We start from the raw sequence: 19,322 nt of genomic DNA, 5'->3' as shown, positions 1-19,322 counted from the left end.
TTCACTCTCCTTGTAATGTTTTATAGTCATCATGTAAGTTAAATTGTGTTTCATATTGATAAGCAACTTTGTATAATGTTTTTTCATCGAATGGTTTACCAACAATTTGTAAACCAATTGGACGACCATTTGATTTACCACAAGGAATTGATATTGATGGTACGCCAGCTAAGTTAACAGGAATTGTTAAAATATCATTCGCGTACATTGTTAATGGGTCATCAACTTGTTCACCAATATTAAATGCTGTTGTTGGAGCAGTTGGTCCAACGATAACATCATAGTCTTTAAATATTTTTTCAAAGTCTTGTTTAATTAATGTTCTTACTTTTTGAGCTTTTTTGTAATAAGCATCATAATAACCAGAACTTAATGCAAATGTTCCTAACATAATACGACGTTTAACTTCATCTCCGAAACCTTCGCCACGAGATTTTTTATATAACTCTTCTAATGTATTTGCAGATTTAGAGTGGAAACCATAACGGATACCATCGAATCTAGCAAGGTTTGCAGACGCTTCTGAAGATGCAATGATGTAATAACTTGCTACACCATATTTAGTATTCGGTAATGAAACACGATCAACAGTAGCACCTAAAGATTCTAAAGTTTTAACAGCTTCAGTAACTGAATTTTTTACATCTTCAGATACACCTTCACCAAGAAACTCTTCTGGAACTGCTATTTTTAATCCTGTGATGTCTTTACCTATTTCTGAAGTGAAATCTACATCTTCAACAGGTGCACTTGTTGAATCTTTTTCATCATGACCTGCGATTGTTTCTAAAATTAAAGCATTATCTTTTACGTTTCGTGTAATCGGTCCAATTTGGTCTAATGAAGATGCAAATGCAACTAAACCAAAACGTGATACACGTCCATATGTAGGTTTCATACCTACTACACCACAATATGATGCAGGTTGGCGGATTGAACCACCTGTATCTGAACCTAATGAGAATGGTACTAAACTAGCCGCAACTGCAGCTGCTGAACCACCAGAAGAACCACCAGGAACAGCTTTATGATCAAATGGGTTTACGGTTTTCTTAAAATAAGAATTTTCGTTTGAACCACCCATTGCGAATTCATCCATGTTTAATTTACCAATTAAAATTCCATTTTCAGCTTTTAATTGATTCATTACAGTAGATTCATAAATAGGAATGAAACCTTCTAACATTTTACTTGCACAAGTCGTTTCAACGCCTTCAGTAATAATGTTATCTTTGATACCCATTGGAATACCAAATAGTTTACCTTCCATTTTATCTTCTGCTTGTAATTTATCTTGTTCTTCTGCCTGTTTTAAAGCTTCTTCTTTGTTAAGAGCTAAGAAAGCTTTTATGTTTTTATCATCTGATTCAATTGCATCAAAAATGTCTCTTACGATATCAGATGGTTTGATTTCTTTGTTTTTAATCATTTCTGATAAACGTTCTACCGTTTCATAACGAATTGTCATGCTTTAGTCCTCCTCGTTCATAATAGCTGGTACTTTAAATTGGCCAGCTTCAGTTTCTTTAGCATTTTTTAATGCTTCTTCTTGAGGAATCCCTGATTCACTCTTATCTTCTCTTAGAACATTTTGTAAATCTAATACGTGGAATGTTGGCTCAACATTTTCTGTATTAGCTTCATCTAATTGTCCTGCAAAGTTTAAGATATCCTCTAACGATTGTGTGAATTCATTGACTTCGTCTTGTGAAACTTCAAGTCTAGCTAAATTAGCAACATGTTCAACTTGCTCAGATGTTACTTTCGTCATGTGCGACGCCTCCTTAGTTAATCTAACATCATATAATTTTAACAAATTTTCATATAAAAATCTAAAGTTAATAGAAAATAACTACATGAAAGCGTATACATTGATGTATAATAAATTATCAGAATAATTTCTGAACTTAAGTCAATGAGTGAGAGGTGGTTTTTCATGTTAATACTTGGAAATACGTTTAAAAATGTAAAAGTCGAAACTTCTTGGGAAACATATGTCATGATTGCTGTATATTTTACGATTTTGTTAGCAATCGGATTTTATGCATACAAAAGATCGACAAGCACGCTTGATGAATATATGTTAGGCGGAAGAGATTTAGGTGCATTAGTAACAGCATTATCAGCTGGGGCTTCTGATATGAGTGGTTGGATGATTATGGGGCTACCTGGGTCTGTTTATAGTATTGGATTATCAGCTACTTGGATAGCTATCGGGTTAACGATTGGTGCATGGCTTAATTACATATTAGTTGCATCACGTTTAAGAATTTACACAGAGCTTTCCGACAATGCGATAACATTACCTGATTTCTTTGAAAAGCGATTATCGGACAATACTAGAATTGTAAAAATAATTTCTGGTTTAGTAATCGTCATATTCTTTACTTTATACACACATTCAGGAATGGTAGCAGGCGGTGTTTTATTTAATAGTGCATTTGGATTAAACTATCATGTCGGTTTAATACTAGCTGCTAGCATCGTTATTCTCTATACATTATTTGGAGGTTATTTAGCTGTATCATTAACTGACTTCTTTCAAGGTGTCATTATGATATTAGCTTTAGTGCTCGTTCCAATAGTAGCTATACTCAAATTAAATGGTCTAGATACATTTTCAGAAGTCGGCCGATTAAACCCCACTAGTCTAGATTGGTTTAAAGGAACAACAACAGTTGGCATAATCAGTTTACTCGCTTGGGGTTTAGGTTACTTTGGTCAACCACATATTATAGTACGTTTTATGTCTATTAAAACTCACAAATTAATGCCGAGAGCTAGAAGAATCGGCATTTCATGGATGGCAATTTCTTTAATCGGAGCATGTATTACAGGTCTTATCGGTATCGTTTTTGTGGAAGAAAACAATGTAAAAGTCGATAATCCTGAAACTATTTTTATTGTGATGAGTCAATTTTTATTCCATCCATTAATCGGCGGATTTTTCTTAGCAGCTATTTTAGCAGCTATTATGAGCACGATATCTTCACAATTACTAGTAACTTCTAGTGCATTAACTCAAGATTTTTATATGCTTTTAAGAGGTAAGACATTACAAGATAAAGAACACGAAAAAGAGTTCGTTCTCGTCGGACGTATTTCAGTATTAATCGTATCCTTAATCGCAATGTATATTGCTTGGCATCCAAACGATACAATACTCAATTTAGTGGGAAATGCTTGGGCTGGCTTTGGAGCGGCATTTGGTCCCCTTGTACTATTATCGTTATATTGGAAACGCCTTACTAAATACGGAGCTATAGCTGGGATAGTAAGTGGTTCACTAATTGTAATATTTTGGATATTAATGAAAGAACACGGCGGTATTTTTGAATTTTATGAAATTATTCCTGGTTTTATAATGAGTATGATTTTAACAATCATTGTAAGCCTATTCACAAATCCTCCAGAGGAAAAAACAGTAAATAATTTTGATGAAATGGTTAAAATTCTAAAAAATTAATAAGAAATTTTTAATATTTTAATTAGTCAAACTTTTAAGTTTTGGCTGAATTTTAAAAATTCGCTATACCCTACATAAACACAGGCGTCAGCATATTTTACTTTTATTCGAATTGTGTACAATTTGTGACATGAAAATCAAAACATGGTAAGCTAAATATACACTTTGGTTACTTTTTACCCTTTGAATATTATTTCAATTGTGTATAATGGGCAACGTGCAACTTTAAAATATATAAAAAATATAAAGGAGCGGGAAAATGTTTATTTTAGGACAAATTGACGCTAGTGCTGGAGTTGTTTCAGGCTGGCAGACTTACTTCATGATTATAGTCTATTTTGTTGTACTATTAGCGATTGGTTATTATGCATATAAACAATCTACAAGCAATTTAGATGAGTACATGTTAGGTGGCCGTAGTATAGGTCCTTACGTAACAGCTTTATCCGCTGGTGCATCCGATATGAGTGGTTGGATGATCATGGGGCTTCCGGGAGAAGTTTATAGCATTGGTCTATCAGCAACATGGTTAGCTATCGGTTTAACAGTAGGTGCTTGGTTAAATTACATATTAGTCGCACCAAAATTACGTGTTTATACAGAACACACAGGAAACGCGATTACAATTCCAGATTTCTTTGAAAAACGCGTAGCAGACAATTCACATGTATTAAAAATTATTTCAGGTATTATTATAGTAGTATTCTTTACATTGTATACATCAGTAGGTATGGTTTCTGGTGGTACACTATTTGAAAGTGCATTCGGTTTAGATTATAGACTTGGTGCTATTTTAACAATGGGTATCGTTGTTATATATACTTTCTTTGGAGGATACTTAGCTGTTTCTTTAACAGACTTCTTCCAAGGTGTCATTATGTTAATAGCGATGGTTATGGTCCCTATTGCAGCACTAATAACGCTAAATGGTTTTGATACATTTAACACAGTTGCAGAAGTAAAACCTACAAACCTTGATTTGTTTAAAGGTACTTCAGCAATTAGTATCATTGGTTTAATAGCATGGGGCTTAGGTTACTTTGGTCAACCTCACATAATCGTTCGTTTCATGTCAATTAAATCTCATAAACTTTTACCAAAAGCTAGACGTTTCGGCATTGGCTGGATGGCTATTTCATTAATTGGTGCTTGTTTAGTTGGTTTAACTGGTATTGCGTACATCCATGATACAACTCAAACAATTGATAACCCAGAAACAATCTTTATCTTAATGAGTCAAGTATTGTTCCATCCATTAGTTGGTGGGTTCTTCTTAGCTGCTATATTAGCTGCTATCATGAGTACAATTTCATCTCAATTACTTGTTACATCAAGTGCTTTAACTCAAGACTTCTATAAGATTATAACTAGAAAAAGAGGTGAAGAAGCAGATAGAGATAAAGAATTCGTATTGATAGGACGTTTTGCAGTATTACTTGTAGCAATCGTTGCTATGATGTTAGCATGGACGCCAAACGACACTATTTTAAACTTAGTAGGTAATGCATGGGCTGGTTTCGGTGCAGCATTCGGACCTCTAGTATTAATGTCATTATACTGGAAAGGTTTAAGTAAAAACGGTGCTATCGCAGGTATGGTAACATCCTCTATCGTAGTACTATTCTGGATTATGATGAAAGGACACGGAGGTATTTTCGAACTTTATGAAATTATCCCTGGTTTCTTAACTAACGTTGTTGTAACAACAGTTGTAAGTTCATTTACGAAAAAACCAGAAAAACACGTTATTGATAATCTAGATAAAATGAATCGTATTTTAGATGAAAATTAAAATAAATGATTATAGATCATGATATTTATAGTCAGAGTAAAGCTCCCGATCCGATGGATTGGGAGCTTTATTATGTATTTATAGTGGTAAACTGGAGACGCTATGTTGCACGTGGGTCGCGTCTTGCAACTTTTGGAATCCTTATTGCCACTTCTCATCAAACATGTCAATAACGGTAGCCTTATTGTCACTTCTCATCAAACATGTCAATAACGGTAGTCTTGTTGCCACTTCTCACCAAACGTGTCAATAACGGTAGCCTTGTTGCCACTTCTCATCAAACGTGTCAATAACGGTAGCCTTATTGTCACTTCTCGCCAAACGTGTCAATAACGGTAGCCTTGTTGCCACTTCTCACCAAACGTGTCAATAACGGTAGCCTTGCTCCCTTTTCTCCATAGTCTTGGCAATAACGAGATTTCTACCCCACTCCTATATTAAAAATTCTCCTAATCTGCTATTTAAAAATTAACGGATTAGGAGAATTATTTTAAGCTCTTATTTATTTGTAAATATGAATTTCTGGTTCTTTATCATCTTTTGTTTTAGTAATTAAAGACTGTGGTTCTTCCCCATCAATTATTGAAATTTCAATATCATCTACACCTTTAAAGTACTTCTCAGATAAATCTGCGACATATTGCGTCACACCTATAACTTCGGCTTTGCCATAATAATCTAGTGGAATTTTAATTTCAAGCTCTGTTAATTTATCATCTTCAAACTTACCTGTACCTACTGATTGTGTAAAATTAGGGAAATATTTTTGTAAGTCCTGGTTAAATTGTTCGAAATTAGAATTTAAATTTTTGTCTAAATCAGCTGCTTCTGATGAAGGAATCGTGACATGTTTTTCATTCATATTTTCCCAGCTTTTAACTGACCTTTTACCGCCTTCACTTGTTCCATATGTTACAAACTTACCAGGTTTAATATCACCTTCGCCTGATTGAATGAATATAGCAAAATTAATTGGGATGTTTTTAATATCATCTCTTACACGTAATCGAGATAAGATTTCTTCCGCCATTTCTTTACCTTGTTTCTCTGCTTCTTTTTCATCTAACTTTTTAGTATATGTTTCACCATATTCTTCTTTTTGATATATATGCTCACTGTTCATTGCTAAACCGATCGTCATACCTGAAATCTTTTGTTTCTTAGCATCACTTTCGGTAAAGTAATCTTGCTCAATAATATGAGATAAGTATGTAGGAGAATTCTCAGCTATTTTTTCAGGGTCTGTTTCGCCTTTATGACTTGGGTTCAGACCTAAATTTTCACCAGCTTGTTTTTCTTCCTTTTCTTCAGCACTCATATTCTTTATTTCATCTTTAGTATATTTAGGTGCTAAATAAGCTCTAACTGTATCTTTTTCAAGATATTGACCATCACGGTACAAATATTCATCAGGTGAAAATGTTTGTTTACTAATGTCTAACAAGCCACTTTCAAATGCTTCGCTATTATAACTAGATACCATATTATCTTGTGTTAATCCTCTAGCAGCACTTATTTTAAATGGTAATAAAGTACGATAATAATCATTTGAGATTTGCATACCAGTAGAAATCTGTTTTGTTTGTTCTTTATCTTTTTCAGATTTGTTTTGGTTATCTTTTTGAGTTGTATCAGATGAGCATGCTGTAAGTAACATAACAGATGCTAATATTAGTAACCCTTTTTTCATATCATTAACCTCTATTCATTGATATTACGATATTTATCCAACCAGTCTTGTTCTGACCAAACTTCGATATTTAATTTTTCTGCTTTTTCGAGTTTAGAACCTGCTTCTTCACCAGCTATTACAACATCTGTGTTTTTAGTAACACTATTTGTTACTTTAGCTCCATATGATTGTAATATATTAGTAGCTTCTGGTCGTGTCATCTCTGTCATTTTACCAGTTAAGACAAATGTTTTTCCACTAAAATATGGATGACCTTCTATTTCGGATTGTTTAACACCTGTATATGTCATATTAACATTTTTCTTTTTTAATTTTTCAATTAAAACTTGTATGTCTTCATTTTCCATATATGTTACTAAAGATTGAGCCATTTTATGACCAACATCAGGAATTTCAGTTAAGTCATCAATTTGTGCTTCGAATAATCGATCAATCGTCTCAAACTTTTCAGCAATCACTCCACTTGCTTTAATACCAAGATGTCTTACACCTAATCCGAATAATAGATGTTCTAATGATTTTTCTTTAGATGCTTCGATTGCCGTTAATAAATTTTGAACTTTTTTCTCGCCCATTCTTTCTAACGGTAATAAATCTTCTTTTGTTAAATAGTATAAGTCGCCTACATCTTTAATCTTATCGTGCGTGTATAATTGTTCGATAATTTTTTCGCCTAAACCATCTATGTTCATAGCTTGTCTTGATACAAAGTGAATGATCCCTTCGACAAGTTGAGCTGGACATTTAGGATTAATACAACGTAGAGCAACTTCTCCTTCGATTCTGACAAGCTCATGATCACAACTAGGACAATGTGTTGGCATGTGATAAACTTCGCTATCTTCTGCTCTACTTTCTACTATACTACGTATAACTTCAGGTATGATGTCTCCTGCTTTTTTAATAACGACTTTGTCGCCTATTCTAATATCTTTTTCATGGATTAAATCTTCATTATGTAATGATGCTCTAGAGACAGTCGTTCCAGCTACTCTAACTGGTTCTAATATAGCAGTTGGTGTTACTACACCTGTTCTACCTATACTTAATTCAATATCTAACAATGTTGTTAAAACTTCTTCTGCCGGGAATTTATAAGCAATTGCCCATCTTGGTGATTTTTGAGTAAATCCTAGCTCTTCTTGCTGACTTAAGTCATCTACTTTTATAACAATGCCATCTATATCATAAGGCAATTGGTTTCTTTTTTCTGTCCATTTTTCAATAAATGATAATACACCTTCAATATCATCAAATGTTTCTCTTTCTTTATTCGTTTTAAAACCGAGTTCATCTAAGTTGTTTAACGCTTCTGATTGACTGCTCGCTTCAATTTCTGTTAAATCATTCACACTATATAAGAAAATATCTAACTTTCTCTTAGCAGTTAGCTTAGAGTCTAATTGTCGCAATGATCCTGCAGCCGCATTACGAGGGTTTGCAAATAGTTGTTCTCCATTCTTTTCTTTTTGCTCATTTAAAGAAAGGAAAGAACTTCTAGGCATATATGCTTCTCCACGCACTTCAATAGAAAGAGGTTCTTTAATTTTTAAAGGTATTGCGTGAATTGTTTTTAAGTTTTCAGTAATGTTCTCACCAGTAGTACCATCACCTCTTGTTAAACCTTGCACAAAACGCCCATTATCATATTTTAGAGATACTGCTAGTCCATCAATTTTAAGCTCACAAGTATATTTTATATTACTTACTTTATCTCTTACACGCTGGTCAAATTTTCTAAGGTCTTCTTCGTTAAAAGCATTACCTAAAGATAACATCGGTGTATCGTGATTAATTTTTTCGAATTGAGATAAAGGTGGTCCACCAACTCTTACAGTTGGCGAATCACTTGTTTTAAGTTCTGGATGTTCTTCCTCAATTGAGATCAATTCATGTAGTAATTTATCATATTCACTATCAGGAACAGATGGATTATCTAATACATGGTATTCATAATTAAATTTATGCAATAAGTGGTGAAGTTCATCAACTCTTGATTTTAATTCTTCCATATTTATTCTCCTTTTTTCTCAATTGGTGCAAACTGTGCCAGTAATCTCTTTGGTCCTTCTTTTTGGAATATTATATCTAATTCAACTGAACCGTTCTTATCATTTACTGCACTAACCATTCCTTCGCCCCATGATTTGTGCGTTACTTTATCTCCTACATTCCAAGTAGTATTAGAATTTTGATTATTATTAACTCTTCTCGCAAAACCACGTTTAGGCGTTGCTGTTTGTTTAGATTTAAATGAAGTTTTTGGTTTAACGCCGTCTAATAAATCTTCTGGGATTTCTTTTAAGAATCTAGATTTCATATTAGCTTGAGATCTACCAAATAAACTTCTAGTCGTTGCATGGGACACATGTAATTGTTCTTCAGCACGTGTAATAGCTACATATGCTATGCGTCGTTCTTCCTCCATTTCATGTTCTTCTCCAGATTGTAAACTTCTGAAGTGAGGGAAAATACTTTCTTCCATACCCACTATAAACACTATTTTAAACTCTAAACCTTTGGCTGAGTGCATTGTCATTAAAGTAACACCCGCTTCTAAATCAGCGTCATCTACGTCTGCAACTAATGATAAGTCTGTTAAGAAATTCATTAAAGATTGTTCTTCAACTGGTGTGTTCTTTTCATAGTCTCTAGGTACTGATAAGAATTCATCGATGTTCTCTAGTCTACTTTGAGATTCTAAAGTTTGTTCATTTTCAAGCATTTTTCTATAACCAGATTTATCTAAAATTTGTTCAACTAATTCTGTTATAGATAAAAATTCTTGCTGCTGCATAAAGTTATTCATCATCTCATAAAAATCTGCACCTTCTTGAGTGACTTTTTTAGATAACCCGATAAAATCAACTTCTCCTAATGCATCAAAATAACTCAAATTATTTATAGAAGCATATTGTGCAATTTTTTGAACAGAAGAAGGACCAATGCCTCGTTTTGGTATGTTTATAATACGCTCAAAACTAATATCATCATTACTATTTGAAACTAAACGTAAATAACTTAAAATATCTTTAATTTCTTTACGGTCATAGAATTTTGTGCCGCCCACCATAGTATAAGGAATGTTGGATTTTAAAAATGTTTCTTCAAGCACACGGGATTGTGCGTTTGTTCGATATAAAATCGCGATATCTTGATTATTATACCCTTCTTGCTTTTTCTTTAATATTTGACGAATAACATATTCTGCTTCGTCACGTTCAGTTGTCGCTTCATAATACTGAATTTTTCCACCTGAAGTATTGTCAGTCCATAAAGCTTTCGGTTTTCTCTCTGAGTTGTTTCTGATGACTTCGTTGGCTGCAGTTAAAATAGTTTTAGTTGAACGGTAATTTCGTTCTAAATAAATAGTTTGTGCGTTTGGATAATCCTCTTCAAAAGATAAAATATTTTTAATATCAGCACCACGCCAACCATATATAGATTGGTCAGAGTCACCTACCACACATATATTTTGAAACTTATTTGCTAATAATTGTACAAGTGTATATTGCGCTTTGTTTGTATCTTGATATTCGTCTACATGAATATATTGGAATTTATTTTGGTAATATTCCAATACTTCTGGTACGCGATTAAATAACTGGATCGTATACATAATTAAATCATCAAAATCTAAAGCATGATTTCTTAATAATTTTTCTTGATAGCCTTTATATACTCGTGCGACCATTGAAGCATAAAAATCATTCGCTTCTTTTTCTGCATCTTCAGCTGTCTTTAATTCGTTTTTTAAATTAGAAATAGCCCCAATAAACATTCTTGGTTCATATTTTTTACTATCTATATTTTCTTTTTTTAATACTTCTTTTATAACTGACTTTTGGTCAGTTGGATCAATAATTGTGAAATTTCTTTCTATTCCAATTCGATCAATGTCACGTCTTAAGATTCTTACACACATTGAATGGAATGTTGATATCCAAATACTTTCAGCCTCAGGACCAACGAGATGACTGATTCTTTCTTTCATTTCTTTAGCTGCTTTATTTGTAAACGTTATAGCCAATACGTTATATGGCGATACATCTTTTTCATCAAGTAAATATGCTATTCTATGCGTCAACACTCTAGTCTTACCACTACCAGCACCTGCCATGATTAATAATGGGCCTTGAGTCGTTTTGACTGCTTGTTTTTGTTCGTCATTCATTCTATCTAACAATGCGTTCATAAAAACCTTCCTTTATTGTTTTACTTTTACAGTTTGTAAAGCTTTTTTTAAATTATCATATATGATGTTACCTACTACTATTGTATCTGCGTACTCTGCCATTTCTTGAGCACTATTCAAATCATTGATACCGCCACCGTAGAAAAGTTGTGCTTGCTCTAAATGTTCTTTAATAGCTTTTACTTCTTCTACGTTGCCATACTTACCACTATATTCTAAATAAAAAATTGGTAAATGATATAATTTATCGACCATACGTGCATAACTTATTAAATCCTCAACATCCAATTGAGTATTAGCTTTAGTTAACTTTGCTACCTTACTTTCTTCATTCATAACAACGTAACCTTCTAAAAATATTTCATCGAAATCCATCATGTATCCATATTCTTTCACCGCTTCATGTAAAATACCGTTATGATATTTAACTTCATCACTGTTTAAGACACTTGGAACAAAGTAGAAATCGAACCCTGGTACAACACTTTCAATATTCGAAATTTCTAATGCACAAGGTAAAGGATAACGTCTAACACGACTCATCAAATTCAGTATATTGTCTTCTGTCACGTTATCTGTACCACCAATTATGATGGCATCTGTTCCTGATTCACAAACTTTCATTAAATCATCGTCTGTTATGGATTTAGCAGGATCTAATTTAAACACATGTCGCCACAATTTAATATCGTACATACTCAATCTCCTTTAATTATCATAAGGTTAATTATAGCATTTTTGTGATTGAATTCCGAAATGAAATAGACGATTTCAAACAAAAAAGAAGCGAATAATACGCTCCACATAATCGTAAAAATTCGCTTATTGTTTTTAACATTTAATAAAATTAATATCCATAATCAAAATACTCTTCTAATGTTACATTTTTTTGATGAATCTTCTGTGCTAAATCTTTTCCAACATATCTTAAGTGCCATGGTTCATATTGATATCCGGTAATATCTTCTTTACCTTCTAAATATCTAATAATAAATCCATATTCATGTGCATGTTTTTCCATCCATTTACCTTCATCAGTATCACCGAAAGAAGATCTAAAATCATCTGTAGCTGTATCAGAACCTACGTCAAAAGCGAGACCTGTTTGATGTTCTGAGTTACCAGGTGTTGCGCTATACTGGTTTGCAGCTTCTTCTCCATCTCTTGCTACATAATCTTTATATAACTGTTCTTGGCTCTCATAAGAACGATAACCACTTCTAAACACTAAATCTAAATCTTGATTTCTTGCATCTTGAATTAATTTGTTCAATTGATTTCTTGCAGTAGCATTTTCACCAGGCGCATAATCTTTAGGTAAATCAATTTTTTTATTTACAAAAACATGACCGTCAACATAAGTTACACCATTTTTCTTAGTAACTTTATGTTTATCTTTTTCATCTTGTTTTTCATTTTCTTTTTGCTTGTTGTTTTCATTTTGTTTCGATTCATTGTTAGACTTATTCTCTTCTGACTGATTATCTTCTGTATTTTGCTGTATACCACATGCACTTAATAAAAGTGTAGCAACAGCAAGTGCTGTAAATAACTTCTTCATTATAAACGCTCCCTAATTAACCTAATTTAACAATTATATAGCTTTTCATATAATTTATCAAAATTAAATATAATGAATAAGGCTGAGACATAATTAAATGTCTCAGCCTGTATTTTGAGTAAGAGATATGTATCTCAGACTCTATTACCTATTTTTCGAATTCTATGTTCATTCTTTCTAAAATCATCGTGTAAGCATCATTGCCCCATTGCAAAGAACGTTTAACACGTGAAATAGTAGCTGTCGATGCACCTGATTCTTTTTCAATATGTGCATATGTGTTGCCTTGTTTAATCATCTTAGCAACTTGAAGTCGTTGAGATAATGATTGTATTTCATTAACTGTACATAAGTCATCAAAAAATTGATAACATTCTTCTCTAGTTTCGAGCGTTAAAATAGCATCAAATAGTTCGTTTAGTGCTTGACCTCGTAATTTTTCAATTTGCAAAAAATCAACCCCTGTTTAATAAGTTCATTAATTGCATTTTAATGCATTACTCTATTAAAGTACAGCATAAACTATTTTATTCTATACCAGCCCTCTTGAATATTGTATCTACTTGGTTTAAATGATGATTTTCATCGAAGCATTCATCTAATTCTTTAGCGTCCAATAATTCAGTAATTCTACTGTCTTGTTCAACTAATGTTCTAAATGGTGTTTGAGTTTCCCAAGATTCCATCGCTTTTGGTTGAACGATATCATAAGCTTCTTCTCTAACCATACCTTTATTGATTAATGTTAGCATAACACGTTGAGAGTATATAAGGCCAAATGTTTTGTCTATATTCTTTTTCATATTTTCAGGATATACTGTTAATCTATCTATAATATTTGTAAATCTATTTAAAGCGTAATCTAAAGCTATTGTTACATCTGGTAACATAATACGCTCTGCTGAAGAATGTGAAATATCTCTTTCATGCCATAAAGGAACGTTTTCATAAGCGGTAGTGATATAACCACGAATAACTCGTGCTAAACCAGTAACGTTTTCTGATCCAATTGGATTACGTTTATGAGGCATAGCTGATGACCCTTTTTGTCCTTTTGCAAATGCTTCTTCAACTTCTCTTGTTTCAGTTTTTTGTAATCCACGAACTTCAACAGCGAATTTTTCTATAGAAGTTGCGATTAAGCCTAATGTCGCAATGTAGTAAGCGTGTCGATCACGTTGTAATGTTTGAGTTGAAACCGGTGCACAATCTAACCCAAGTTCTTTACATACATGTTCTTCGATTTCAGGCGGGATGTTAGCGAATGTACCAACAGCTCCACTCATTTTACCAACTTCAATTTCTTCACGTACACGTTTAAATCTTTCTAAGTTACGTTTCATTTCCGTATACCATAATGCCATTTTGATACCAAATGTAGTTGGTTCTGCATGTACACCATGTGTTCTACCCATCATTAAAGTTGTTTTATGTTCAATAGCTTTATTTTTTAAAACTTCTAAAAATCTTTCTAAATCTTTTTCAATGATTTCATTTGCCTGTTTAACAACATAACTTAATGCCGTATCTACTACGTCAGTTGAAGTTAAACCGTAATGTACCCACTTACGTTCTTCTCCTAATGTTTCTGAAACTTGTCGTGTAAATGCTACAACATCATGTCTTGTTTCTTGTTCGATCTCTTTTGCACGGTCTACATCGACTTTAGCATTTTCTCTAATTAACTTTACATCTTCTTCTGGAATATGTCCGAGCTTGCTCCATGCTTCACAAGCAAGTATTTCTACTTCTAACCAAGCCTCAAAACGATTTTGTTCAGACCAAATATTAGTCATTTCTTCTCTAGAATAACGTTCAATCATTGATAAATTCTCCTATCATATATTAGTCACTTACAGTATAACAAACATCACACAATACGTACATTATTTATAAAAATATAAATATAGTTCGTGAATTAGTGCAAGAAATATATTTTTAAATACATTATACATTGTAACAGTGCTTATCAAAATTAAAAGCTAAATACGATAAAAACATAAAAAACTCCTATCAAAATTTTACTTTTTAAGTATCTACTTTGATAGGAGTATAATGCTCAATTCAAACCTAACTTTTAATTAATCTTTTATTTTTTTACCGACAAATTGGATTTCTTGTTTTAGGACTTCATATTCGCCATCTTTATTTTCTATAAATACAGGTTTTTCGAATCTTTTTACAGGTGTGTATCCTTGTTCTCTCATACGTTTAAGGCACATTTCGATTGTTTCATTGTCTTCTACTTTAAACTTCATCTGTATCATACGCCTTTAATTTTTTACTTCGTACGCCTTTAACCCAGAAGCCACCATGAATATTTTTAGGTTCGTATGCTATTACGAAAGCTTTTGAATCTAACTGTTTAATTGTGTCCATCAGTTTTAATTCAAATCTTCTTGGTGTTAATATTTGCATTACTAATCGATCGCCGTCTCTTCCTTTGGCAACGTAATGCGTTACACCATATCCTAAATCTCTTAACTTTCTTGGTAAATCTGTTTCATATTCTGCAGTTGTAACGTTAACTACAATATATCCTAAAGCTATTTTTTCTTCAATCTTCATACCAACAATAATACCCGCTGCAAATCCTAACGCATAAGCTAAAATGTTTTGAATTTGATCTAAACTATTAATTACTAAACCTAATCCAATAACATAAACAACTACCTCTAGTACACTTACTGCAGCAGCTACATATCGATATCCCTTTAATGTCAAAATGGTTCTCATAGTTAAGCATGATACATAAATAATATTAATAATAAATATTGATAGTACCATCAACCATGGATTATCTAATATAGCTGACATTTAAACCCTCCATTTTTCAAAATACTGGAATCATTTTATCAACGTAATTAACAAAAGTCACGCTTTATTTTGGCCAAGTGTATCTAGTATAAGGCATTTCTCTTTTATGAGCGTTTCTTACATAATGTTTTTGAATGATTTCTTGATCTTTTTCATCAATTTTCTTACCTTCTAAGAAATCATCTATCGCATCGTATGTTACACCGAGTGCTACTTCGTCTGGTAAAGCTGGTTTATCTTCTTCTAAATCAGCAGTTGGTATTTTATTAATAAGATGATCTGGTCCACCTAAATATTTTAAAATTGCTTTACCTTGCCTTTTGTTTAAACCAAATAATGGAGCTACATCACACGCACCATCGCCAAATTTAGTAAAGAAACCTGTAATGTTTTCAGCCCCGTGGTCAGTACCTAATACTAAACCACTGTTTGCAGATGCAATTGAATACTGTACTTTCATACGTTCTCTTGCTTTTTCATTTCCTTTTTGGAAATCCGTCAATTCAACGCCCGCTTCATTTAAGCTTTTAATGCTTGCTGTCACTGCAGGTTTAATATTAACTGTTACACGTTTCGTCGGGTTAATAAAATCTAACGCATCTTGCGTATCTTGTTCATCAAATTGTTCACCGTATGGTAGTCTTACAGCTATAAATTCGTACTCAGCGCCTTCTTCTTCATTTAATTCATCTACTGTAATTTGTGCAATTTTCCCAAGCAATGTAGAATCTTGTCCACCAGAAATACCTAAAACAAGTGATTTAATAAAGCTATGCGCTTTTATATATGACTTTAAAAAGTTTTTAATTTCTATAAATTCTTGTTCTGGATCTATCGTCGGTTTTACGTTCATTTCTTTAATTATGATTGATTGTAAATCTCTCATCATTCTTCCACTTCCTTTATAGCGTCTGCTACTCTTTCAGCAACTTCAAAGATTTTCTTATTCTTATTATCCCAACAAGTTTTACTTAAGTCCACTGGATACTCTTCAGGGTTCAAGTAACGCTTATTTTCTTCCCATAATATTTCTAGATTATTGAATGCAAATTCCTTAATTTCTTCAATTTCAGGTAATTTATAGACTAGTTCTCCATCTTTAAAAATATCATGGTGTAAATCGATTGCTTTAAAGTTTTTAATATATTTCATTTTATAAGTATGAACTGGATGGAACATTTTTAATTTTTCTTCTTTATTTGGATCTTCTTCTTCTAAAGTAATATAGTCACCTTCAGATTTATTTGTTTTCGTATTTATAATTCTATAAACATTTTTCTTACCAGGAGTTGTAACTTTTTCAGCATTATTTGAAATTTTAATTCTGTCTGATAATTCACCATTCTCATCTTCAATAGCTACTAATTTATAAACAGCACCAAGAGCTGGTTGATCATAAGCTGTGATTAATTTTGTGCCAACACCCCAAGCTGTTACTTTTGCACCTTGCGCTTTCAAGCTTGTAATTGTTTCTTCATCTAAATCGTTAGACGCAAATATTTTAGCATCTTCAAAACCAGCTTCGTCTAACATTCTTCTTGCTTCTTTAGATAAATACGCGATGTCTCCAGAATCTAAACGAATTCCAATAAAGTTTATTTTATCGCCTAGTTCTTTAGCCACTTTAATAGCATTTGGTACACCCGATTTTAGTGTATGGAATGTATCTACTAAGAAAACGCAATTTTTATGTCTTTGAGCGTATTTTTTAAATGCTACATATTCATCATCATATGTTTGTACCATTGAGTGGGCATGTGTTCCAGAAATAGGAATACCAAATAATTTACCAGCTCTCACATTACTAGTTGAATCAAAACCACCAATAACAGCAGCTCTAGCTCCCCAAATTGCAGCATCCATCTCTTGTGCGCGTCTTGTGCCAAACTCCATAACGATTTCATCATGCACTACCTGCTTAATCCTACTTGCTTTAGTAGCAATTAAAGTTTGGAAATTCACTATATTTAATAAGGCTGTTTCGATTAATTGCGCTTGTATTAAAGGCGCCTCCACTCTAATTAATGGTTCATTATTAAAACAAAGCTCTCCTTCTCTCATTGCACGAATGTTACCAGTAAAACGTAATTCTTTTAAATAAGCTAAATAATCATCTTTATAGCCTACTTCTCTTAAGTATTCAATATCAGTTTCTGTAAATTTAAGATTCTCAATAAATTGAACTATTCTTTCTAAACCACTAAAAATAGCATAACCACTATTAAAAGGCATACTTCTAAAGTATAAATCAAATACTGCTGTACGTTCGTGAATGCCATCGCCCCAATAAGTCTCTCCCATATTTATTTGATATAAATCCGTGTGTAACATTAAACTATCGTCTTCATATATATACATTGTTAGATACTCCTCAGATTATGTAATTTTATATTATTTTATCATACTTTTGATAATTAATTTTAGAATTTGAAATTATTTTAATTTCTTCATATAAAGTGATTTATCTCTGTGATAAAATACTAAAGATGTCAAATAAATACGTGGGGGGGCTACGAAATGAAAAATTCATCATTTAAAAAATTATTTATTATACTCTCAATCATTGTTGCTGTTTCTGGTTTCTCACAAGGGATGCTTTTACCATTAATATCAGTCATATTTGAAAGAAGCGGTGTCTCTAGTTCTTTAAATGGATTACATGCAACATCTTTATATATTGGTGTATTTCTATCTTCATTCTTTATTGAAGGTCTTGTACGTCGCAGTGGATTTAAATATATGATTTTAATAGGTGGCGCTATAGTCGCATTATCCTTACTCTTATTCCCTGTTTTAAAAACCTTATCCATTTGGTTTATTTTAAGACTTTTAATAGGTATTGGCGATAATATGTTACATTTCAGTACACAAACATGGTTAACTCATATCACACCTAAAGAAAAATTAGGTAGAACCATTTCTGTATATGGTTTTAGTTTTTCTGCTGGGTTTATGCTCGGACCTCTACTGGCTAAACTCGTAGATGTTTCAGAAACATTACCATTTATCTTATCTGCAATTCTATCCATTATTACAATTTCTTTAGTTTTATTAATACACAATGAATTTCCGTCATCTAATGTTCGTCCTATTAGCATGATTAATACATTGAAAAACTTCGGTGATGTAATCAAAACTTCTTGGATTGCATTTATGTTTCCATTATTATACGGGTTATTTGAAGCTGGTTTACACAGTAACTTCCCAGTATACGGTTTAAGAAATGGTTTAGATGTAACAAGTATCACATTAATATTACCTGCATTTAGCCTTGGAGCAATATTATTCCAAGTACCAATTGGTATGTTCAGTGATTTGCATGGACGTAAAAAAGTATTAACAGGGTTAACTTTAATAGGCAGTGTTATATTCCTATTGGGCGACTTCTTACCAACGACACCATTTATTATGATGGCTCTATTCCTTACAGCCGGATTATTCACTGGATCATTTTATGGTTTAGGTGTCAGCTTTATGACAGACTTAACACCACGACACAACTTACCTGCCGGGAATTTAATGATTGCTATGTCGTTTAGTGTTGGTAGTATAATCGGACCGATGCTAGGTGGCGCAATTATTGAAATATCAAATGGTACTGTCTTCTTTACAATGGTTGCTTCATTTATATTTATCGTGTTCATTTTATTACTATTTCATAAAACACCAACTGAAACAGCACAATCATAAAATTTCTATATTAGAGTCCGGGACATAAAAAATGACCCGGACTATTTTTTTAATTGTTTAAACTATACAAATTTTCAGAACTTTCAATTGATAAGTTAAATTAACCGT

General features: G+C 32.6%; 16 protein-coding genes. 3 read left to right on the top strand and 13 right to left on the bottom strand.

Annotated features, from left to right (window positions below):
- Position 1: 1 nt before the first annotated feature.
- Together gatA and gatC are read right to left on the bottom strand one after the other, a co-directional pair.
- Entirely contained in the window at positions 2-1,468 is a 1,467-nt protein-coding gene (gene gatA / locus ACO6VN_RS14385) for an Asp-tRNA(Asn)/Glu-tRNA(Gln) amidotransferase subunit GatA (RefSeq protein WP_064204893.1), read from the bottom strand.
- Positions 1,469-1,471: 3 nt separating this feature from the next.
- Positions 1,472-1,771, bottom strand: a complete 300-nt coding sequence (gene gatC / locus ACO6VN_RS14380) for an Asp-tRNA(Asn)/Glu-tRNA(Gln) amidotransferase subunit GatC (protein ID WP_016999054.1) — start codon at positions 1,769-1,771, stop codon at positions 1,472-1,474.
- A 165-nt stretch (positions 1,772-1,936) separates the two neighbouring features.
- Here gatC and putP (ACO6VN_RS14375) point away from each other — a divergent pair, with 165 nt between their 5' ends.
- Both putP (ACO6VN_RS14375) and putP (ACO6VN_RS14370) read left to right on the top strand, forming a co-directional pair.
- On the top strand, positions 1,937-3,466 hold the full coding sequence (gene putP, locus ACO6VN_RS14375) for a sodium/proline symporter PutP (RefSeq protein ID WP_216683992.1): 1,530 nt from the start codon (positions 1,937-1,939) through the stop codon (positions 3,464-3,466).
- Between the two features lie 259 nt (positions 3,467-3,725).
- Positions 3,726-5,258, top strand: coding sequence for a sodium/proline symporter PutP (gene putP / locus ACO6VN_RS14370; RefSeq protein WP_422404818.1), 1,533 nt, complete (start codon positions 3,726-3,728; stop codon positions 5,256-5,258).
- Positions 5,259-5,760: 502 nt separating this feature from the next.
- Here putP (ACO6VN_RS14370) and ACO6VN_RS14365 read toward each other — a convergent pair.
- The 11 genes from ACO6VN_RS14365 to ACO6VN_RS14315 form a co-directional block, all read right to left on the bottom strand.
- Positions 5,761-6,948, bottom strand: a complete 1,188-nt coding sequence (locus ACO6VN_RS14365) for a CamS family sex pheromone protein (protein ID WP_194200022.1) — start codon at positions 6,946-6,948, stop codon at positions 5,761-5,763.
- An 11-nt stretch (positions 6,949-6,959) separates the two neighbouring features.
- Complete coding sequence (gene ligA / locus ACO6VN_RS14360) at positions 6,960-8,963, bottom strand: NAD-dependent DNA ligase LigA (protein ID WP_422404817.1); 2,004 nt, start codon at positions 8,961-8,963, stop codon at positions 6,960-6,962.
- A gap of 2 nt (positions 8,964-8,965) precedes the next feature.
- Entirely contained in the window at positions 8,966-11,146 is a 2,181-nt protein-coding gene (gene pcrA, locus ACO6VN_RS14355; protein WP_064204891.1) for a DNA helicase PcrA, read from the bottom strand.
- 12 nt (positions 11,147-11,158) lie between these two features.
- Positions 11,159-11,842: a heptaprenylglyceryl phosphate synthase gene (locus ACO6VN_RS14350; protein ID WP_016999060.1), complete on the bottom strand. Its 684-nt coding sequence runs from the start codon at positions 11,840-11,842 to the stop codon at positions 11,159-11,161.
- A gap of 151 nt (positions 11,843-11,993) precedes the next feature.
- A complete protein-coding gene (locus ACO6VN_RS14345) occupies positions 11,994-12,707 on the bottom strand; it encodes a M15 family metallopeptidase (protein WP_103269081.1) in 714 nt (237 codons plus the stop codon).
- A gap of 148 nt (positions 12,708-12,855) precedes the next feature.
- Positions 12,856-13,158 carry a YerC/YecD family TrpR-related protein gene (locus tag ACO6VN_RS14340; protein ID WP_016999062.1) on the bottom strand — a complete coding sequence of 101 codons (303 nt, stop codon included), beginning with the start codon at positions 13,156-13,158 and terminating at the stop codon, positions 12,856-12,858.
- A 76-nt stretch (positions 13,159-13,234) separates the two neighbouring features.
- Positions 13,235-14,530, bottom strand: coding sequence for an adenylosuccinate lyase (gene purB, locus ACO6VN_RS14335; RefSeq protein ID WP_016999063.1), 1,296 nt, complete (start codon positions 14,528-14,530; stop codon positions 13,235-13,237).
- Positions 14,531-14,788: 258 nt separating this feature from the next.
- Positions 14,789-14,965 carry an NETI motif-containing protein gene (locus ACO6VN_RS14330; protein WP_016999064.1) on the bottom strand — a complete coding sequence of 59 codons (177 nt, stop codon included), beginning with the start codon at positions 14,963-14,965 and terminating at the stop codon, positions 14,789-14,791.
- Positions 14,955-15,524: a DUF2179 domain-containing protein gene (locus ACO6VN_RS14325; protein ID WP_016999065.1), complete on the bottom strand. Its 570-nt coding sequence runs from the start codon at positions 15,522-15,524 to the stop codon at positions 14,955-14,957. The genes ACO6VN_RS14330 and ACO6VN_RS14325 overlap by 11 nt, the downstream gene beginning before the upstream one ends.
- 64 nt (positions 15,525-15,588) lie before the next feature.
- Entirely contained in the window at positions 15,589-16,410 is an 822-nt protein-coding gene (gene nadE, locus ACO6VN_RS14320) for an ammonia-dependent NAD(+) synthetase (RefSeq protein ID WP_422404829.1), read from the bottom strand.
- The gene (locus ACO6VN_RS14315; RefSeq protein ID WP_194200024.1) at positions 16,410-17,882 is read right to left on the bottom strand and encodes a nicotinate phosphoribosyltransferase; all 1,473 of its coding nucleotides are present in this window, start codon (positions 17,880-17,882) and stop codon (positions 16,410-16,412) included. Before ACO6VN_RS14315 ends, nadE begins: the two co-directional genes overlap by 1 nt.
- 159 nt (positions 17,883-18,041) lie before the next feature.
- Here ACO6VN_RS14315 and ACO6VN_RS14310 point away from each other — a divergent pair, with 159 nt between their 5' ends.
- Complete coding sequence (locus ACO6VN_RS14310; protein WP_064204887.1) at positions 18,042-19,214, top strand: MFS transporter; 1,173 nt, start codon at positions 18,042-18,044, stop codon at positions 19,212-19,214.
- The last annotated feature ends 108 nt before the right edge of the window (positions 19,215-19,322 follow it).

The sequence above is a fragment of the Mammaliicoccus sp. JADD-157 genome, from assembly GCF_049310805.1.
Lineage (GTDB): Bacteria > Bacillota > Bacilli > Staphylococcales > Staphylococcaceae > Mammaliicoccus > Mammaliicoccus lentus.
The sequence above is the reverse complement of the archived record's forward strand: the minus strand, read 5'-3'. Positions and strand labels throughout refer to the sequence as shown.